The 17,624-nt window shown below is 69.4% G+C and carries 19 protein-coding genes; 13 read left to right on the top strand and 6 right to left on the bottom strand.

The genetic code is table 11. The features are described 5' to 3' along the window. Positions 1–463 precede the first annotated feature (463 nt). A complete protein-coding gene (locus PSESU_RS10585; protein WP_013535769.1) occupies positions 464–3,043 on the top strand; it encodes a bifunctional diguanylate cyclase/phosphodiesterase in 2,580 nt (859 codons plus the stop codon). Between the two features lie 18 nt (positions 3,044–3,061). On the opposite strand, the gene PSESU_RS10580 is transcribed toward PSESU_RS10585, so the two are convergent. After that, entirely contained in the window at positions 3,062–5,527 is a 2,466-nt protein-coding gene (locus PSESU_RS10580; RefSeq protein WP_013535768.1) for a cation-translocating P-type ATPase, read from the bottom strand. Between the two features lie 98 nt (positions 5,528–5,625). Between PSESU_RS10580 and PSESU_RS10575 the strand changes: the two genes are divergently transcribed. Genes PSESU_RS10575 through PSESU_RS10560 form a run of 4 tightly spaced genes read left to right on the top strand, consistent with a single transcriptional unit; the run spans position 5,626 to position 7,201 of the window. Further along, positions 5,626–5,979, top strand: a complete 354-nt coding sequence (locus PSESU_RS10575; protein WP_013535767.1) for a hypothetical protein — start codon at positions 5,626–5,628, stop codon at positions 5,977–5,979. A gap of 57 nt (positions 5,980–6,036) precedes the next feature. Further along, the gene (locus tag PSESU_RS10570) at positions 6,037–6,363 is read left to right on the top strand and encodes a hypothetical protein (protein WP_013535766.1); all 327 of its coding nucleotides are present in this window, start codon (positions 6,037–6,039) and stop codon (positions 6,361–6,363) included. A gap of 55 nt (positions 6,364–6,418) precedes the next feature. Continuing rightward, a complete protein-coding gene (locus PSESU_RS10565; protein ID WP_013535765.1) occupies positions 6,419–6,739 on the top strand; it encodes a hypothetical protein in 321 nt (106 codons plus the stop codon). A gap of 21 nt (positions 6,740–6,760) precedes the next feature. Beyond that, positions 6,761–7,201 (top strand): DUF1810 domain-containing protein, encoded by a 441-nt coding sequence (locus tag PSESU_RS10560; RefSeq protein ID WP_013535764.1) that lies wholly within the window; start codon positions 6,761–6,763, stop codon positions 7,199–7,201. Positions 7,202–7,303: 102 nt separating this feature from the next. Here the strand turns inward: PSESU_RS10560 and PSESU_RS10555 are convergent, their stop codons facing one another. Continuing rightward, complete coding sequence (locus PSESU_RS10555; RefSeq protein WP_013535763.1) at positions 7,304–7,732, bottom strand: organic hydroperoxide resistance protein; 429 nt, start codon at positions 7,730–7,732, stop codon at positions 7,304–7,306. A 275-nt stretch (positions 7,733–8,007) separates the two neighbouring features. Here PSESU_RS10555 and PSESU_RS10550 point away from each other — a divergent pair, with 275 nt between their 5' ends. Further along, positions 8,008–8,229, top strand: coding sequence for a hypothetical protein (locus PSESU_RS10550; RefSeq protein ID WP_013535762.1), 222 nt, complete (start codon positions 8,008–8,010; stop codon positions 8,227–8,229). A 67-nt stretch (positions 8,230–8,296) separates the two neighbouring features. Here PSESU_RS10550 and PSESU_RS10545 read toward each other — a convergent pair whose 3' ends face one another. Then, a complete protein-coding gene (locus PSESU_RS10545; protein ID WP_041764851.1) occupies positions 8,297–9,058 on the bottom strand; it encodes an OBAP family protein in 762 nt (253 codons plus the stop codon). Positions 9,059–9,521: 463 nt separating this feature from the next. Between PSESU_RS10545 and PSESU_RS10540 the strand changes: the two genes are divergently transcribed. The 5 genes from PSESU_RS10540 to PSESU_RS10520 all read left to right on the top strand — a co-directional run bounded on the left by PSESU_RS10540 (position 9,522) and on the right by PSESU_RS10520 (position 12,751). After that, positions 9,522–9,821 carry a DUF5076 domain-containing protein gene (locus PSESU_RS10540; protein ID WP_013535760.1) on the top strand — a complete coding sequence of 100 codons (300 nt, stop codon included), beginning with the start codon at positions 9,522–9,524 and terminating at the stop codon, positions 9,819–9,821. Positions 9,822–9,990: 169 nt separating this feature from the next. Next, positions 9,991–10,260: a hypothetical protein gene (locus tag PSESU_RS10535; protein WP_013535759.1), complete on the top strand. Its 270-nt coding sequence runs from the start codon at positions 9,991–9,993 to the stop codon at positions 10,258–10,260. Positions 10,261–10,335: 75 nt separating this feature from the next. Continuing rightward, complete coding sequence (locus tag PSESU_RS10530) at positions 10,336–10,836, top strand: lipocalin family protein (RefSeq protein ID WP_013535758.1); 501 nt, start codon at positions 10,336–10,338, stop codon at positions 10,834–10,836. Between the two features lie 192 nt (positions 10,837–11,028). Next, positions 11,029–11,931 carry a 4-hydroxy-tetrahydrodipicolinate synthase gene (gene dapA / locus PSESU_RS10525; RefSeq protein WP_013535757.1) on the top strand — a complete coding sequence of 301 codons (903 nt, stop codon included), beginning with the start codon at positions 11,029–11,031 and terminating at the stop codon, positions 11,929–11,931. Between the two features lie 73 nt (positions 11,932–12,004). Further along, positions 12,005–12,751, top strand: a complete 747-nt coding sequence (locus tag PSESU_RS10520) for a DUF72 domain-containing protein (RefSeq protein WP_013535756.1) — start codon at positions 12,005–12,007, stop codon at positions 12,749–12,751. 394 nt (positions 12,752–13,145) lie between these two features. Here the strand turns inward: PSESU_RS10520 and PSESU_RS16555 are convergent, their stop codons facing one another. Then, a complete protein-coding gene (locus PSESU_RS16555; RefSeq protein WP_013535755.1) occupies positions 13,146–13,277 on the bottom strand; it encodes a hypothetical protein in 132 nt (43 codons plus the stop codon). A 167-nt stretch (positions 13,278–13,444) separates the two neighbouring features. On the opposite strand from PSESU_RS16555, the gene xth reads away from it, so the two are divergent. Together xth and PSESU_RS10510 are read left to right on the top strand one after the other, a co-directional pair. Continuing rightward, the gene (gene xth, locus PSESU_RS10515) at positions 13,445–14,248 is read left to right on the top strand and encodes an exodeoxyribonuclease III (protein WP_013535754.1); all 804 of its coding nucleotides are present in this window, start codon (positions 13,445–13,447) and stop codon (positions 14,246–14,248) included. Positions 14,249–14,386: 138 nt separating this feature from the next. Beyond that, positions 14,387–16,573 (top strand): hypothetical protein, encoded by a 2,187-nt coding sequence (locus PSESU_RS10510; RefSeq protein ID WP_013535753.1) that lies wholly within the window; start codon positions 14,387–14,389, stop codon positions 16,571–16,573. Between the two features lies 1 nt (position 16,574). Here PSESU_RS10510 and PSESU_RS10505 read toward each other — a convergent pair whose 3' ends face one another. Both PSESU_RS10505 and PSESU_RS10500 read right to left on the bottom strand, forming a co-directional pair. Beyond that, positions 16,575–17,234, bottom strand: a complete 660-nt coding sequence (locus PSESU_RS10505) for an HAD hydrolase-like protein (protein ID WP_013535752.1) — start codon at positions 17,232–17,234, stop codon at positions 16,575–16,577. A gap of 65 nt (positions 17,235–17,299) precedes the next feature. Then, complete coding sequence (locus PSESU_RS10500) at positions 17,300–17,569, bottom strand: hypothetical protein (protein ID WP_013535751.1); 270 nt, start codon at positions 17,567–17,569, stop codon at positions 17,300–17,302. Positions 17,570–17,624 lie beyond the last annotated feature (55 nt).

Here is a 17,624-nt window from a genome sequence, read left to right as displayed (position 1 = left end):
GGCCGCCACGCTTGATGCATGGCCGGTGGCTTTGGCGGTCGGATCCCTCTACGGAATCCGCGTATCCGGCCGATACGCAACCATCGGCCGCGCCGCGTTTTTCACCAAGGGACGCGATGCGGCCTGGGCCGTCCTGGGCCTTTCCCGATGACTGGAGCATCCCCGGGCCTCGCACCGCGCGGGAGGCGGCACCGGGCGGGGCGAGTTGGAGGGTCAGGGAGACCCACGGGGATGAAACGTGGCCTCGCTTGTCGTGGCCCGGATGGATGTCCCCGGAGTCTCCCGGATCTTCGCGTTGCAGGTGGTGTCTGGAGAAGGTGGCGCAGGCTGTTGCCGTCCCCTCCAGTCTTCATGGAGGCGGGCCGATCAGGGCTTTATATTCGGGAACCGGTGTCTGCTGCCTGCCGGGATGCACCAGGTTCCTGCTGTTGGGTCGGTCGTTCGCCGCGTTCGGAGTCTTTGCATGCCTTCATCCTCCGTCAGCCGCTCTGAAGCTGCCTCGCAGCTGGAGAACCGGTGGAGTGCGTTCGACAAGGCCATGGCGCTTGCGGAGTTCGCGCTTGATGGGCAGCTGGTTTCTGCGAACGCGAAATTCCAGTCGTTGTTGCGCCTGGCTCCCGCGCAGATGACGGCCCTGCATCACGACCAGCTGTGCCCGCCAGGACTCGTGCAGGGCCAGGCCTACAGGAACATGTGGGAGTCGCTTTGCGCGGGCCACGAGTTTTCCGGCGTGGTCGAGCGTGTGTGCAGCGACGGCGGCGTGTGCTGGCTGGAGGCGTTGTATGCCCCCGTGCACGACCGGGATGGCGTGGTCACCCACATCATGGTGGTGGCCACCGACGTCACCCAGAGCAAACGGACGGAGCTTGCCAGGCAGGATCATCTCTGGCGCCTGTCGCTGGTGGCAGACACCACTGATGCGGCGATCGTGATCACCGACGCGAACTCGCGGGTGGTCTACAGCAATGGTGGCTTCTTCCGCATGTTCGGCTGGACCCTGGGCGAGATGCAGGGGCGCAAGGTGCTGGAGCTGCTGGCCCAGCAGGCGCCGCTGGAACTGTTCGAGCGCGTGCGTGGCGACCTGCGCCAGGGCCGCCCCGCCGGGATGGAAGAGGTGGTGACCGGCAAGGGTGGCCGGCGCTACTGGAGCAAGATCCTCTGCAATCCGGTGATGGACGCCGAGGGCAACTGGGCCTACACGGTGTCGGTGCTGCTGGACATCACCAAGACCAAGATCCACGAAGTCCTGCACCACCGCGCGCTGCAGGCCATGTCCAGCGACATGCCGCTGATGCAGGTGCTGGAACTGGTATGCGAGGAAGTGGAGCGGCTGGCGCCGGAGGTGTGCGCCTCGATCCTGCAGGTGGACGAGCACGGCCTGTTGCACCCGTTGGCCAGTCCCAGCCTTCCGTTCAGCTATTCCTCCCTGCTTGATGGCGTGGCCATCGGGCCGAACGTGGGTTCCTGCGGCACTGCCGCGTGGCGCAAGAGCCCGGTGCTGGTCACGGACATCGCCAACGATCCGCTGTGGGCGGGTTTCAGCCACCTGGTCGCGCCGCTGGGCCTCAACGTCTGCTGGTCCACGCCCATCCTGACCAAGGATGGAAGGGTACTGGGCACCTTCGCCTTCTATTACCGCGAGGACGGTCCGTTCGTCGCCTCCAGCTTCCACCAGCAGCTGGTGGAGGCTTGTACGGACCTGTGTGCGCTGGCCATGGAGCGCGAGGAGGCACGACAGCGCATCCAGCAACTGGCGTTCTACGACGCGCTCACTGGCCTGCCCAACCGCAGCCTGCTGGAAACCCAGGCGGCGCAGCTACTGGAAAGCGCGCAGGAAATCGGCCAGCGCGTGGCCGTCCTGTACCTGGACCTGGACCGGTTCAAGCACGTCAACGACTCGCTGGGCCATGCCGCCGGCGATGCACTGCTTCGGGAAGTGGCAGCACGCATCAGGGGGCTGTTGCGCCAGGACGGCGTGGCCGGACGGCTGCCGGGCGACGAGTTCATCGTTGCCGTGCCGCTGCGGTCCGGTGAAGAGATCAACTCGCTGATCGAGCGCTGGCAGACCCGCCTGATGCGGCCGTTGCAGCTGTCCAGTACCAAGGTGGACCTGAGCGTCAGCATGGGCGTGGCCATGTATCCGGAGGACGGCGCGGCCATGGGCACCCTGTTGCACCGTGCCGAGATGGGCGTGCACCAGGCCAAGGCCGGTGGCCCGGGACGCGTAGGCTTCTTCAGCGTGGAGCTGAGTCGCGCTGCCGGCGAGCGCCTGGCGTTGGAGACCGCGCTGCGCGAAGCCCTGCAGGGCGGTGGCCTGCAGCTGCACTACCAGCCGCAGGTGGCGCTGGCCACGGGCCGGCTGTACGGGGTCGAGGCGCTGGCGCGCTGGGAGCACCCGGAGCTGGGCTCCATCCCGCCGTCACGCTTCATCCCGCTTGCGGAGGAATGCGGACTGATGGGCGCCCTGGGCCGCTGGGCCCTGGACGAGTCGTGCCGGCAGCTGGCGCAGTGGCGCCGCGAGGGACTGGTGGTACCCAACATGGCCGTGAACCTGTCGGCCTCCAACTTCCACAATCTCGAGTTGCCCGCCATCGTGGCGCAGACACTGGAGACGCACGGCCTGCAGGGATCGGACCTGCTGCTGGAGCTCACCGAGAGCATCCTGCTCGACAGCCATGGTGCGGTCATGCAGACCATCGAACGGCTGCACGCCCAGGGCGTGGGCCTGTCCATGGACGACTTTGGCACCGGCTATTCCAGCCTCAGCTATCTGCGGCGCCTGCCGATCACCGAGCTCAAGCTGGACCGCAGCTTCGTGGCCGACCTGGAGAATGCCACGACTGCGCGTGCGCTCAGCGCGGCGATCCTGGGGATTGGCACCAGCCTGGGCCTGACCGTGGTCGCCGAAGGCGTGGAGACCGAGGCGCAGAGGGAAATCCTGAAGGCCCAGGGTTATCCGGTGGTGCAGGGTTACTGGTTCGCCAGGCCGATGCCGCCGCAGGAGCTGCCGGGGTGGATGGCCGGGCAGGGCATGGCGGCCTGAGGCATCTGGCGTCCCGCCTCAACCTGCCGACAAGGCCCGGCGCAGCGGCAGCACAGCCGCGCCGGTCACCGTCGCCAGCACGACTGCCAGCAGCAACGCACTGGTCCCAAGTGGCTGGACCAGCAGCACCGATGACAGGGCCGGCACCTGGACGAGGGCCACGCTGGCCAGGGTGGCGGCACCGATCACGCGAGGCATCCGTCCTGCCAGCCGGCTGAGCATGGCGAGGAACACCGCGCTGCAAAGCATCAGCGTGACCAGGGCCAGGGTGCGGGCCGTGGCTGCCGGGTCGGCTGCGTCGCCCGGCCAGTGCAGGCCGGCCGCGTAGGCGCCGATCACCGCCGCCGTGGCGACACCTGCGCCCAGCAGCAGCGCCCACCACGCGCGCGGGGGGAAGAAGCGCACCGGTCCCTTTGCCGCGGGCAGGCGTCGCAATCCGGCCTGGCTGTGTTGCTGGAAGCCGAGCATCGCGGTCGGGTGGATCAACAGTTCCAGCCAGACGATGTGGATCGGCAGGTAGAGCAGGGGCAGCCCGGCCAGCGGCACCAGCGCCGCAGAAAGCACCAGCGGCGCGTGGAACAGCAGCAGGTAGGCGAATCCGCGCTGCAGGTTGGTGAACAGCTGGCGGCCCTCGGCGATGGCATTGACCAGGGTGCGGAAGTTGTCGTCCAGCAGCACGATGGCCGCGGCCTCGCGCGCGCTGCGGGTGCCGCGCTGGCCCATGGCGATGCCGATATCGGCGGTCTGCAGGGCCGGTACGTCATTGACGCCGTCGCCGGTCACGGCCACGGTGTGCCCGCGCGCCTGCAGGGCCTGCACCAGCAGTAGCTTCTGGCCTGGCGCGGCGCGGGCGATGACGTCCGCGGCGGCCAGCTCGTCGGCATCCAGTTCCTGGTCCTGGCGACCGTCCAGGCTCAGCACGCGCGGGCTGCCGTGGCCCAGGCCGATCTGGCCGGCGATCGCGCCTGCGGTCAGCGGATGGTCGCCGGTGACCATGACCACGCGGATGCCGGCCTGCAGGCAGGTCTGCACCGCCTCGCGCACGCCTTCGCGCAGCGGGTCGCCGAAGGCCAGCAGGCCGGCCATGGTGTAGCCGTCGTCTGGCTCGACCGTCAGCTCGTGGCCCGGTGCCAGCGGCCGGCTGGCGCAGGCGATCACCTTCAGGCCCTGGGCGGCGAGGGCATCGAGCTGTTGCTGCCAGGGCTGGTACTGGGCGGCCCCGAGCCCGCACAGCCTGCGCACCGTTTCCGGCGCGCCCTTCACCACGGCCAGGCGCTGGCCGTCACGCTCGACCAGGGCGGTTTCGCGCCGGCGGTCCTCGGTAAAGGGGAAACTTGCCAGCCGCACCGCGCCGGCGCCGGGGCCGGCCGCGGCCAGGATCGCGCGATCCATCGGGTCGTGCGCCGCGGCGCCACAGGCCAGGGCCGCCACGCCGGCAACATCGCCTGCTTCCAGGTCGTCGCCTGGGACGCACTGCAGCAGACGCAGCTCGCCTTCGGTCAGGGTGCCGGTCTTGTCGGAGCAGATCGCGCTGACGCGACCGATGTTCTCCACCGCCACCGCGCGCCGCACCAGCGCCTGGCGCTGGGCCAGCCGATACACGCCGACGCCGAGGAACAGGGTGAGCACGACCGGGAACTCCTCCGGCAGGGCGGCCACGGCCAGGGTCAGCGCGCTGACCAGGGCATCGACCAGGCCGTGTCCCTGCACCAGTCGCACCACCGCCAGCAGCAGGCACAGCAGTAGTGCGGCGACGAGGATCCAGCGCACCAGGCGGGTGACGGCCTGCTGCAGTGGGGTGCGGGCCTGGCCGCTGGTGCGGGTGAGGCGGACGATTTCGCCGTAGCGGGTGTTCGCACCGGTGTGCACGATCCACAGCCGGGCCTTGCCGCCGAGCACGCGGGTGCCGGCATGCACCCACTGCCCGCCGTCGGCTCCGGCAGGCGGCGTGTTGCCGGGGGCGATGGGCTGCTTGCGCACCGGGAAGGACTCGCCGGTCAGCGAGGACTCGTCCACCTGCAGCTGGTCCTCGGCCAGCACCAGGCCATCAGCCGGCACCCAGTCGCCGGGCACCACCTCGACCACGTCGCCGGGCAACAGCTCGCGGGCAGCAATTTCCTGCCAGCGGCCATCGCGCAGCACGCGGGCAGTCGAGGCCAGACGCGAGGCCAGGCCTTCGGTCGATGCCTGGGTGCGGCGGTGCAGCCAGGCATCCATGCCCAGCAACGGGACGATGGCCAGGAGCAGCACGACGGCCTCGGTGGTATCGCCGAGGAAGAAGAACAGCACGCTCATCGACAGCAGGAACCACAGCATCGGGTCCCCGGCCGAGGCGGTCACCACCGCCAGCAAGGGATGTGGCCGCGCCTCGGTGACGTTGTTCTCCCCGAACTGCCGCCGGCGCTCTTCGAGCTGGGCGCTGCCCAGTCCGGTTTGCGGATCGCTGCCGAGCAGGCGCTCCGGTGGAACGGGCAGGTTGTCCATGGTGCGTATTCCCCTTCCTGGAATCCCGATGATAGGCGCCGGGGAGGCAAATCCTTTAGCGTGTGGGGAACGCCCCGCGGGCCTGCCCCGGTACTCCCATGGTCATCGCCGTATCGCTTGCAGTTGCGCTGGCCGTCGCACCGGTAACGCAGGAGCTGTGCGTGGGATACAGGAACGGGATCGAGCCGGACATGCGCATCCGGGAGTCCGACCTCGGCCAGCCGGCCGCAGTCATCGCTGCAGAGCGGCTGCGGGACATGGTCGGCCGCGGCGAAGTGACTGGCGGGTTCCAGCATGGAGCACTCAACCAGGCCAAAGTCATCCACGGCCACATCCTTCTGCGGCAGGCCATCGAGGACCAGCGGCAGTTCGGACGCGACTCGGCGGAGGCTGCAAGCTCCACGAATGCTTTCTGTTCCTGGCTGGAAACCGAGGGGTTCTGGTATGACTGACGTCCGTGCCACTCGCGCGTGGCCGGGTTTGGCCAGGTCGTCGGAAGCGAATGCCGCATGAAGCTTTATGAAGTCATCCGCTGGGGAAACGACTCGGACGATCCCCTCACTGTGGGGGCGAATGGTCCGGACACCTGTTTCCTGGTGCGGGCCGGGTCCGTGGAGGAGGCGGTGGGGCTGGTCGACCCCATGCTGTCCCGTGAGTCTGGCGGGGAAGTGCGCTCCTTTGCGTCGGCCGTCTATCTGCTCGGGACCGATTCGTCCGCGCAGGAGCAGCCCAGGGTGCTTCGCGGGCCTTACATCGAGAACGCCTACCGCCATGGATGGAGGCACTGGTACCGTGAAGAGCCGGGCGATCCCTGGGTCGAACAGGGGAGTGAATGATCCGTCCGGGGCGGGTAGGCTTCCGCCATGTGCCGCTGCTCCATGGAGGAGTGCAATGTCGAGGGAAAACGGCTTGATCAATGCCGAAGACGTGGCGCGTGAGTACCGGCTCAGCGAGACGCTCGCCCGGGACATCGTGTCCGGGGAAACCCAGCGTGTGCTACGGCGCAGCCCGCTTGCCTGGATCGTGTTTGTTGCTGGCCTGGGCCTGTCAGGGTTCCTGTACTTCATGCCGGGCGCGGCCCGTGATTCGGCCCTCTGGGTGCTGATCGGGTGCCTGGCCGGCTGGATGATGGTCGGCCGTTACCTCGCTGGCCCGGCGATCCGCAGGACGGCGAAGGACAAGGCGGAGCGGCTGGGGCATCCGGGTGCCTGAGGCGGCAGTGCGGGAGGTCCAGTGAACGCAGGCCCATTCGAGCTCTCCCGGTTCCGCAGCGCCCAGCAGCATGCCTATGGCACTGCCCTGGGCGAGCTGCACTCCGGTCGGAAGGAGTCGCACTGGATCTGGTTCGTATTCCCGCAGCTGCGTGGCCTGGGCCAGAGCACGATGTCGGAAACGTATGGGCTGGATGGCCTGGGCGAAGCCCGCGCCTACCTGGCCGATCCGGTCCTGGGCGCGCGTCTGCGGGAGTGCGTGGAGGTCATGCTCGCGCATCGCCTGCTCGGGGCCAGTGCCGTGCTTGGCGAACTGGATGCAATGAAGTTCAGGTCATGCCTGAGCCTGTTCGCGCTGGCCGATCCAGCGGAGCCGCTGTTCACCGCGGCGCTGGACGCATTCTTCAACGGTGAGTCCGACCCGAAGACGCTCGCGCTGCTGGCGCGGCGGGGCGGGGCCTAGCGATTCCAGATCCCTCGCACCGGCCACCCGTCGGATCGCGGTCCCCTTGAGGCCGGGACCGCAATCCGTATCGGTCGCGGCGGTGGGTGGCCTGCTGGGGCATCACTCGGCGATGCGCAGGTCGACCTCGATGTTGCCGCGGGTGGCGTTGGAGTACGGGCAGACCTGGTGGGCCTGCTCGACCAGGGCCTGCAGGGTGTCGCGATCCACGCCCGGGGCGGAGATGGTCAGGGTAGCCTGCAGGCCGAAGCCGCCGCCCAGCGGGCCGATATCGATATCGGCGGTGACCGAGGTCGAGTCGGGCAGGGCGACCTTCTGCCTGCCGGCCACGAACTTCAGCGCGCTGAGGAAGCAGGCCGAATAGCCGGCCGCAAACAGCTGCTCGGGGTTGGTGCCTTCGCCACCCGGGCCTCCGAGGCCGCGCGGCGTGGAGAGGGCGAGATCGAGCTTGCCGTCGGAGGTGGACGAACGGCCTTCGCGGCCACCGGTCGAGGTGGCGGTGCCGGTGTAGAGGATCTTTTCGAGGGACATGTGGGACTCCTGGTGTCGGGCCGGCGCGGTGGTGGCCGGTGAGGGTTACTTTGCCGGCAGGCTGTTGCGGTGGATGGACAACCAGTCCGGAAAACTTGACCGGGAGTCCGCGCGGGCGATCGGCGGGCCCGTGACTGTGATCGCATGGACAGCGGGGAAGCATGCGCGGCGGCACGTGGGGCGCCGGGACGGATCACCCGCCTCCACCCCTCTTATGCAGCCCATTCACTGCCAGGCGCCGACCATGTCCTTCGACCAGAAGAAGGAAACAGCCCATGAAGATCCAGATCGCCACCATGGCTTTCGCCGTGCTTGCCGCAATCCCGCTCGCTGCCTGCCGCCAGGAACACCCCGCCGATCCGGCGCCGGACAATCCCGCGCCGACCGCGGAGGCCCATGCTCCGGAAAATCCGGTGCGTTACGCCACCGATGCCCAGGAAACCCGCGTGGGTGAGGATCCGGAGGCGGACAAGGAGCAGCCGCGCGCCCAGCGCTGAATGCAGGAAGCGCGCGACCGGTGATCGCGCGCTTCCCGTCCGCCTTAGCTTATGGGCACCGTAACGCTCAGTAGAACATTGCTACCGGCGTGGGCGTGGCGGCGGACTTGTCGACCACGCCGGGAATCGGCGTCGCCTGCGGGAACTGGCGGCGCAGCGTGTCCACGCCATCCTGCGGACGCGCAAGTTCAAGCAGGTCCTCGCGATCGCGACGGCGTTCCTCGGTGGAGATGTCCATGCGCTTGTCGCGCTCGGCCACCAGCTCCGGCTGCACCTCGCCGTCACGGCTGAACGACCAGGCCAGCATGGCGGGACCAACCGGCATCTTGTGGCCCGGGTTCACGCCGTCGCGCGTATGCCAGGTGTGCCAGGTCTTGCCGTAGGTGTTCATCTTGGAGCGCATCAGCTCCTTCTCCGCCACCTCGGGCAGGTTGGGTGCCACCAGCTGGCCGGACAGGATCTCGCCGTTGTGCGGATGCCAGTACTGCTTTTCGTCGTCGGCCAGGGATTCGTACAGCGACTCGGAGATGATGTACTCGATGCCGGTGAGGTTCGCCTCCGGGCTGTTGCCGTCGAACAGCGTGCACTGGGCGAAGTCCTCGTTGACCTGGCGGCAGAAGTGGTGCGCCTCCATCTGGTGCAGCGGATGGTCCTTCATCGGATGGAAGCCCACCACGTACATGTCCATCTTCCCGAGCGGCCCGTTGCCCTGGAGCAGGGCCGCTCCGGCCTCCAGGGCATTGGTGCGCGCCGACTCCTCCGCTCCCGGGGTAGAGACGGCGGGATCGACGCGGTCGCCGCCGGTGCAGGCGGCAAGGGCGAGGGCCAGCAAGGGCAGGGTGGTCGCGGTCCGGCGCATGGCGGGCTCCTTGGATCGTGGGAGGCCGGGATAGCACGGGGCTGATCGCAGTTCAGTGAAGTGTGGACGCAGCGATGCCACCGGAGAATGCCGGCTGGCGTCTGTCGCCAGCCTGTTCCCCCCGATAGGATTCCCCGCAGGACAAGGGGGAGGGGTCCGGCAAGCTGGGTGGAGGCATGGGGTGGCGCCGTGCAGCGCCGTTCCCGCATCCCGGCGCCGCCTGGAGGCGATGCCACGGGCCGGATTCCAACATGTATCCACACCGTGCAGGAGGCACGATGAGCGTTGATGTATCTGGTGGGCTGGGGAACGCGGTTTGCATGCGCACGAGTGCGCTTGCCGCGACATGGGCCTGGATGCCGCCCAGGCCTGCTGCAACCCGGGCCGGGACCGGATGGACCTTTGCATTGTTTGACGGAAGAAGGGGAGCACCATGAACGACGAGCAGCTGGAAATCCCGCCGGAGGCGTTGTCCGATCCGGAAGCGTTCGAACTGCTGCGGCTTTGGGCCGCGCATGAACAGCTGCATGTTGCGATCCGCAGCGATCTGGGCGGCGGGGCGGAGGATTTCGGGGAGCTGCTGGCGGACCTGTTCGAGCACGCCTCGCGCATGTTCGCGCATCGCGACGGCGTGCCGCTGGCCGAGTGCCGCGAACTGATGCTGCAGGACTTCCTGCGCAGGGTGGAGTCGCCCAAGCCCAGCCTGGAAGGCACGCTGCCGACGGAGCACTAGCCGCGGGCTGGTCCGGCGACGAGCCACCGGCCAGCGCCCTGGCATCGGATTGCTTGCAGCCTCCATGCAGGCGGCTGCAAGCATGGTGTCAATGGAACGGGTGCCCGCGTTGACGTACCGCTTCCATGGCCGGCGCTACGGTCGAACCTCCGCGCCCCAGGAGCCGACCATGGCCAGGTCCAATTCCACCAATCCCACCGCCCGCCAGGACGAAGCCGGCCTGGGCGAGGACGGCGTTCCGCTTGAGCAGCAGGGGCCGGCGCTCAAGGATCCGCGTTCGGTTGCCGCGATCGACAACATCGGCGTGTACGACCAGGCGGACCTGCTCGACGTCGCCCTGGACGAGGAGCCCGGCGACCGGGATGCCTACGGCCGCTCCTTCGCCGATGACGTTCGTAGCGACGCGCCGCATGGCATCCGCGAGAGCGGAGAAGGCTGAACGACAGCGCGCGTGGACGACGGTGGATTCACGCTGCACCGTCTGCAATGCAGGCTTTCCATAGCGAGCATCCCCATGAACGAAGCTTCCAAGCCCGTGACCGTGGCCTCCGTCGACCTGCAGCGTTACCTCGGCACCTGGTACGAGATCGCGCGCCTGCCCATGCGCCACGAGCCCGAGGACTACACCGACATCACCGCGACCTACTCGCTCAACCCGGAAGGCACGGTGCGCGTACAGAACCGTGCGCGTGACAAGCATGGTGAGCCGCAGGAGTCCGTGGGCGAGGCCTTCGTGGTCGAGGGCAGCAACAATGCCAAGCTGGAAGTCACCTTCCTCCCGGACGGGCTGAAGTGGATCCCGTTCACCAAGGGCGACTACTGGATCCTGCGCCTGGACCCGGAATACCGCACCGCCCTGGTCGGCTCGCCCGACCACAAGTACCTGTGGCTGCTGTCGCGCGAGCCCTCGCTGCCGGCGCAGGTGCAGCAGGACTTGCTGGATACCGCACGTGCGCAGGGCTACGACCTGGATGACCTGATCCTTACGCCACACACGGGTAACCCGGTGCGCTGAACCAACAGCTGAGCGGCTCCAGTCGCCGCCCAGGATCGAAACGCTGGGTCCCCGCGGAAGCCGGGACCCAGCGTCTTTTGAGCCTGGATGGAGAAACCAGCTGGTCGGGCTGGTCGTTGCAGTGGTGACTACCCGTGCACGGCGCCCGCGGGCCGATAGAATCGACGCTCCCACACCCGCACGCCCCACGCCATGACCGGTCCGGATGTCTTCCTGCGCGGCAGCATCGTCGCGCTCGTCACGCCCATGCACGACGACGGCAGCGTTGATTACGACGCGCTGCGCAAACTCGTCGACTGGCATGTGGCCGAGGGCACGGACTGCATCGGCGTGGTTGGCACCACCGGCGAGTCGCCGACGGTCAGCGTCGAGGAGCACTGCGAGATCATCCGCGTCGCGGTCGAGCAGGCTGCCGGCCGGGTGCCGGTGATGGCCGGCTGTGGCGGCAACTCTACCGCCGAGGCGATCGCCCTGGCGCAGTTCGCGCGCAAGGTCGGCGCCGACAGCCAGCTGCAGGTGGTGCCGTACTACAACAAGCCCGGGCAGGAAGGGCAGTACCAGCACTTCCGCGCCATCGCCGAAGCCACCGGCGACTTGCCGATCGTGCTGTACAACGTGCCCGGCCGCACCGGCGCCGACCTGCAACACGAGACCGTGCTCCGCCTCGCGGAAGTGCCCGGCATCGTCGGCATCAAGGAAGCCACCGGCAACATCGAGCGCGCGCAGTGGCTGGTGCGCGAGGCGCCGGCCGGGTTCGCGGTGTTCTCAGGCGACGATGCCACCGCGGTGGCGCTGATGCTTTGCGGTGGCCATGGCAACGTAAGCGTGACCGCCAACGTCGCGCCGCGGCTGATGCACGAGCTGTGCATGGCCGCGCTGGCGAAGGACGTGGAAGCGGCCATGCGCATCCAGCTGCGGCTGTTGCCGCTGCACCGCCACCTGTTCTGCGAGGCCAACCCGATCCCGGTGAAGTGGGCGCTGTCGCGGCTTGGCCACATCGGTGGCCATATCCGCCTGCCGCTGACCGGGCTGGAGCCAGGCAACCAGGCCAAGGTGGAGGCTGCGCTGCGCCAGGCCGGCCTGCTGGTCGACTGACCCCAGGCGGGGTTTCGCCGCCCGCTCACGGCCTGGACCGGAGACTGCCCGCGTTCGCAACGCGGGGACAGCCATGGGCCGGACGTCGGTGGGCAGGATCAGGATCGGATGTGCCGGCTGGTCCATCCCTGGCCGCTACGCGGGATTGTTCGGCGAGGGCTACAGTGCGCTGGCGCGCTATGCCATGCGCTTCGACGTGGCAGAGATCAATTCCTCCTTCTACCGCCCGCACCAGCGCGGCACCTGGCAGCGCTGGGCGGCCACGGTGCCACGCGGCTTCCGCTTCTCGGTGAAGCTGCCGCAGGAAATCTCGCATGAGCTGGGCCTGCGCGGCGCCGGCCCGGCCCTGGACCGGTTCCTGGCCCAGGTGGACGGGCTTGGCGGCCGCCTTGGCGGCTTCCTGCTGCAGCTGCCGCCGGGGCTGGCACTGGACGGACGCAGCGCCGCCGCGTTCTTCGCCATGTTCCGCCGCCGCAGCGATGCGCCGCTGGCCTGCGAGCCGCGCCATGCCAGCTGGTTCACTCCGCGGGCCGAAGACCTGTTCGCGCGCCACGGAGTCAGCCGCGTCGGCGCCGATCCGCCGCGGGTACCCGGCGGCGACCTGCCGCTGGCATCCGGACAGTGGTGCTACTGGCGCTGGCATGGCTCACCGCGGATCTACTACAGCGATTACGACGAGGCTGCGCTGCGCGCGCTGGCCGACGACCTGCGGACAGCGAAGGGGCCGGGCCAGCGCTGGGTGATCTTCGACAACACCGCCCATGGCTTCGCCGTGGCCAACGCGGTGCGGCTGCGGCAACTGGTCGAGGGGGCCGGGTAACTCGCCAGTGCACTTCCGGTGCTGCGCCACCTGCTGGCCTCCAATGTCCTCCGGCACACTCCCCGGCCCGGCTGCACTCGCAGCGGAAAGTGGTGCAGCGTAGGCGCATCCTGGCCTGCGCGCTCGAGGCCGGTCCGCGGGCTGGGAGGAGTACTGCAAGGCGCTGGCAACGCGTGAGCCCGCGCTGCAGAACCGACCTGCGTCGCCGACAGGTCGGCTACCCGAACCTGTGGTTTGCCTCGCTGGAGGACGCGCAGCCCCACGTCGCCCGCATACGGGATGCGATGCGCCGTGGTACGCAGGCGGTCGTTCCCGGGCAACCGCCTGGTCGACCTGCCTGGACCTGCCGCCCACCTTGCCAGGTGGGCGGCTTTCCCCGGTGCGAGGTGGATGCTCAGCGCTTCCGCAGCAGGTGCCACACCAGTCGGGGCAGCCACAGGAGCACGGCGAGTGACGGTGCGAAGAAGTCGCGCAGGCCTTCGCGGATGCCGGCCTGGACGGCCTGGCGGATCGGGTGGTTTTTCATCGAAAGTTCCGGCGTGGGTCTGGTTCCAGACTGCACCGGCAGCACCTGCGCAAAAGTTGGCGGTCCAGGATGTGACCCGGTTCGCCCCAGGCTTCACTGGTAGCCAACCGTGCGCGCCCTAGCTTTGTTGAAGGGACCATCCACGCAAGCGACCCACGGAGCCGACCATGCCCCGCCGCAAGCCACGCGTACTGAAGCTGGCCACCTTCAACGTCAACGGCATCGGCCCGCGGCTGCCGCACCTGCTGCTGTGGCTGGAGCGCGAGCAGCCGGACGTGGTCGCGCTGCAGGAGCTGAAGGCGCGGGACGAGGCGTTCCCGGCGGCGGAGATCGAGGCGGCGGGCTATGGCGCGATCTGGCATGGCGAGCACCGCTGGAACGGGGTGGCGCTGCTGGGACGCGGGGTCACGCCCATCGAGAGCCGGCGCGGGCTGCCGGGCGACCGCAGTGACAGCCAGAGCCGCTACATCGAGGCGGCGGTGCACGGGGTTGTCGTGGGCGCGCTGTACCTGCCCAACGGCAATCCGCAGCCGGGGCCGAAGTTCGACTACAAGCTCAAGTGGATGGCGCGCCTGGCGCGGCACGTCGCGACCCTGGTCGACCTGCCGCATCCGGCGGTACTGATGGGCGACTTCAACGTGATCCCGACCGACGAGGACGTCTACGACCCGAAGTCGTGGAAGCGTGACGCGCTGATCCAGCCGGAGGTGCGCGAGGCCTACGCGAAGCTGCTGGCCCAGGGCTGGACCGATGCCCTGCGCGAGGTGTACGGCGAGGAGCGGGTCTACACGTTCTGGGACTATTTCCGCCAGCACTTCGAACGCGATCGCGGCTTGCGCATCGACCACCTGCTGCTCAACCCGGCGCTGGCGCCGGGCCTGGAGGAAGCCGGGGTGGACCGCTGGGTGCGGGCGCTGGAGAAGCCCAGCGACCATGCCCCGACATGGATAAGGGTGAAGCTGCCGGGCTAGGGCGCAAGCGTAGCCCGGCGGGCGAAGCGTGCCCGGCCCCGGCCCGGTCACCGGTCCGATCCAGATGCGACTCCAGCCCTGGCCGGGCAGGGCGGCCCGTGGAGACGGCCATCACCCGCCGCCCGCCATGCTGTACGCATGCGAATCCCCTTCCGTGCGTGGCTGCAGGCCCACCGCACCGGCCTGCGCCGGGCGGGCTGGGCGCTGCTCGGCCTCTACCTGCTTTACCTCCTCGCCGCCAACGTGTTCCTCAACACGTCCATTGGCGAGCGGATCATCAACCGCAAGCCCGACCGCTACCACGCGCGCTGGGACTGGGCGCTCAGCGCCTATCCCGGGCATATCCACGCCAGCGGGGTGGTGATGGGCGGTCATGCGCGCACCAACCGCTGGGTGGTGGCCGCGACCCGTGCCGACGGCCGCATCAGGCTGCTGCCGCTGCTGTGGCGCACCGTGTCCTTCGGCACCATCCGCGCGCACGACGTATCGGTGCACGTGTCCCGGGCGGCCGAGGACAAGCCCACGTCCAAGCGCGAGGGACATGGCTGGACCCTGGATTTCCCGGCCATCACCACGCCCAGCCTGCTGCGCCTGGACTTCTACGAGGTGCAGGCCAGGGGCCATGGCGATGCCCGCTTCGTGTTCACCAAGCAGCTGCAGGGCGGGCCGATGCAGGTGGGCGAGTCCACCCTGTACATGCCGGACGCGACCCTGGCGCTGGCCGGGGTGGAGCTGTTGCGCGATGGCCGCCTGGAGTTCGGGCTGGAGATCCCGGCGCATATCCGCGAGCGGGCGCAGGGCCGGGAGAAGTTCGGAATCCTCGATGCCTGGCTGCGCGCGGACGGCGCGGCGCCCGGCATCGACCTGGCCATGCGCAGCGGTGACGTGCTGCCCCTCGGGACGAGTGGACATGCCGGCCACCTGCGCGCGGACCTGCGCCTGAGCCGCGGCGCGCTGATGCCCGGCAGCTGGCTGGACTGGTCGGCGCCGGTGTACTCGGTGGACGCGGACGGCAATGCACTGCGGCATCCGCTCGGCGCCGCCCTGCGCACGCGCCGCGAGGCGATCGACCTCGCCGTGCGCATGCCGTCCACCGGCGAGGGCTCGCCGTGGCTGCAGGCGGACCTGCGCGTGGATGATCGCCGCCTCGGTCCCGACGACTGGCTGCGACCGCTGCGCGCGCTCAACGGCCAGCTGCGCACGCAGTGGCCGCAGGTGCCGCTGCGCTGGGTCGATGCCCTGCTCGAGGACCTGCCCTGGCTGGAGGTGGATGGGCGCGGAGACGTGGACGCCGACCTGCTGCTGGCCGACGGCCAGCCCCAGCCCGGCAGCCGCGTCGACCTGGACCGGGTAACGCTGGAGGCGCGGGTGCTGGACAACCGCTTCGCCGGCCAGGCCCAGGCGCGCGTGCGCGTGGCCGATGAAGCCGATGCGCCGCGTACCGGGATCGCCATCCGCATGCACCAGTTCACCCTCGGTCCGGAGGCGCGGCCCAGCCAGGTGGACGTGCGCGGCCGCGACCTGCGCCTGGACCTGCGCTCCGATGCGCCGCTGGCGGATTTCCACGAGCAGCTGGAAGGACGGCTGCGCTTCAACGACGCCGAGATCCGGGACCTGCGCAACTACAACCGCTACCTGCCGGGCCGGAGCGCGCACCTGCTCGGTGGCAGCGGCCTGGCCACGGGCGACCTGCGGCTGGACCGCGGCGGCGGCATGGTCGATGGGCGGATCAGCCTGCGGGGTCGCAACGTACGTGCGGCGCTGGGTCCTTCGCGGCTTGCCGGCAACCTGCGGCTCGACAGTCGCCTGCGCAGGCTCGAGCCTGGCGGTCGCCAGTACGCCATCGAGGCGCTGGACCTGGACCTGGATGGCGTGCAGCTGGAACAGGAGGGCGAAACGGATGCCAGCTGGTGGGCGCGGATGTCGCTGCAGGAGGGCGGGCTGGAATGGCGCGAACCATTCGAACTCAGCGGTCGCGGCCAGGTGGAGATGCGCGATGCCAGCGTGCTGCTGGGCCTGTTCGCCGAACGCAAGGCGTTCCCGCGCTGGATCGGGAACCTGGTTGATTCCGGACAGGCCCGTGCCACGGGCCTGGTGCGGATCCGCGGCGACGAGCTGGTGTTCGACCAGGTCGAGGCCAGCAACGACCGCATCGGCATGCAGGCGCGGCTGCGCATCGCGGGCGGCAAGCCGGATGGCGATCTCTATGCGCGCTGGGGCGTGCTGGGCATGGGCGTGGAGCTGCAGCCGGGCGAGCAGCGCAAGCTGCACCTGGCCGGCGCGCGCAACTGGTACGAGTCGCGCCCGGCGCTGCTGGCCAGGTAACTCAGTTCCCGGCCAGTGCCTGGAGCTCGGCCACGTCCCGCAGCCACACCTCGGGTTCGAAGGCTTCCAGCGCCGCGGCGGTCGCATAGCCCCAGGTCACCGCGGCGAAGGCCACTCCGGCCTGGCGGGCGGCCTCCGCATCCGAGCCCTGGTCGCCGACATAGATCGCGCGCGGGGCGGGGATGCCGGTGCGGGCCAGTACCCGGCGCAGGCGCCGTGCCTTGCCGAAGATCGAGGCAGCGCATTCGACATGCGCCAACAGGCGCCAGGTGTCGTCGCCGAGGATGCGACGGCTGTTCTCCACCGAATTGCTGGTGACCAGGGCCAGCTGCATGCCACGCGCGTGCAGCTGGTGCAGGGCCTCGCGTGCACCGGGGAAGCAGGCGATGGCCTGGCCTTCCTCCTGCATCAGGCGGCGGAAGTCGCGCGCCACCAGCGGCAACCGCCAGGCCGGCAGTCCGGTGTGGCGCATGATCTCGCGCGGCCCCAGCCCGCGCAGCATCTCCACTTCGTGCCCGGCGATGCTGGCGAACCTATGCTTCTCCGCGAGCCGCTTGTGGTTGGCCAGGAAGAAGCCGAAGGAGTCGGCCAGGGTTCCGTCCAGGTCGAAGATCGCCAGGTCGTGGTGGCGGGTACCGGCAGGCGCGGGGACGGAAGACATGGGTCACGGCGGAAGGGTGGAGACGGGGCGATTGTGCAGTGCCCGGATTCCACCCACCCGTGCCGTTATTCCCCCTCGACTTCTTCCAGCTCCACCTCGAAGCGGCGGGCGTAGTCGCGCTCGTCGCTTACCCGTGCCACCTCGGCATAGGGCGTGTCCGGGGCGCCATAGACCGCGCATACCGCCTCGCCGCCCTTGCCCCTCCCGACCTGGCGCAGGCGATACCGCGACTGGCCGCCGCCGCTGTCCGGCGGGTAGTGCATGGGCGGCTTGCCCGGGTCCAGGTCGATCTCGGTGTTGTCCACCACGCCTCCGACGAACAGGCCTCGGATCATGTCGCACCTCGCTGCTGTGGGCTCCGGTGCAGGTTCCGCCCCGCCGCGTGGCCGC

The organism is Pseudoxanthomonas suwonensis 11-1 (assembly GCF_000185965.1).
Classification (GTDB): Bacteria; Pseudomonadota; Gammaproteobacteria; order Xanthomonadales; family Xanthomonadaceae; genus Pseudoxanthomonas; species Pseudoxanthomonas suwonensis_A.
The sequence above is the reverse complement of the archived record's forward strand: the minus strand, read 5'-3'. Positions and strand labels throughout refer to the sequence as shown.

Bases quoted from the DNA above. Each gene is read 5' to 3' on its own strand.
- PSESU_RS10585 (WP_013535769.1), top strand. From the start codon at position 464: ATGCCTTCATCCTCCGTCAGCCGCTCTGAAGCTGCCTCGCAGCTGGAG.
- PSESU_RS10580 (WP_013535768.1), bottom strand. From the start codon at position 5,527: ATGGACAACCTGCCCGTTCCACCGGAGCGCCTGCTCGGCAGCGATCCG.
- PSESU_RS10575 (WP_013535767.1), top strand. From the start codon at position 5,626: ATGGTCATCGCCGTATCGCTTGCAGTTGCGCTGGCCGTCGCACCGGTA.
- PSESU_RS10570 (WP_013535766.1), top strand. From the start codon at position 6,037: ATGAAGCTTTATGAAGTCATCCGCTGGGGAAACGACTCGGACGATCCC.
- PSESU_RS10565 (WP_013535765.1), top strand. From the start codon at position 6,419: ATGTCGAGGGAAAACGGCTTGATCAATGCCGAAGACGTGGCGCGTGAG.
- PSESU_RS10555 (WP_013535763.1), bottom strand. From the start codon at position 7,732: ATGTCCCTCGAAAAGATCCTCTACACCGGCACCGCCACCTCGACCGGT.
- PSESU_RS10550 (WP_013535762.1), top strand. From the start codon at position 8,008: ATGAAGATCCAGATCGCCACCATGGCTTTCGCCGTGCTTGCCGCAATC.
- PSESU_RS10540 (WP_013535760.1), top strand. From the start codon at position 9,522: ATGAACGACGAGCAGCTGGAAATCCCGCCGGAGGCGTTGTCCGATCCG.
- PSESU_RS10535 (WP_013535759.1), top strand. From the start codon at position 9,991: ATGGCCAGGTCCAATTCCACCAATCCCACCGCCCGCCAGGACGAAGCC.
- PSESU_RS10530 (WP_013535758.1), top strand. From the start codon at position 10,336: ATGAACGAAGCTTCCAAGCCCGTGACCGTGGCCTCCGTCGACCTGCAG.
- dapA (WP_013535757.1), top strand. From the start codon at position 11,029: ATGACCGGTCCGGATGTCTTCCTGCGCGGCAGCATCGTCGCGCTCGTC.
- PSESU_RS10520 (WP_013535756.1), top strand. From the start codon at position 12,005: ATGGGCCGGACGTCGGTGGGCAGGATCAGGATCGGATGTGCCGGCTGG.
- PSESU_RS16555 (WP_013535755.1), bottom strand. From the start codon at position 13,277: ATGAAAAACCACCCGATCCGCCAGGCCGTCCAGGCCGGCATCCGCGAA.
- xth (WP_013535754.1), top strand. From the start codon at position 13,445: ATGCCCCGCCGCAAGCCACGCGTACTGAAGCTGGCCACCTTCAACGTC.
- PSESU_RS10510 (WP_013535753.1), top strand. From the start codon at position 14,387: ATGCGAATCCCCTTCCGTGCGTGGCTGCAGGCCCACCGCACCGGCCTG.
- PSESU_RS10505 (WP_013535752.1), bottom strand. From the start codon at position 17,234: ATGTCTTCCGTCCCCGCGCCTGCCGGTACCCGCCACCACGACCTGGCG.
- PSESU_RS10500 (WP_013535751.1), bottom strand. From the start codon at position 17,569: ATGATCCGAGGCCTGTTCGTCGGAGGCGTGGTGGACAACACCGAGATC.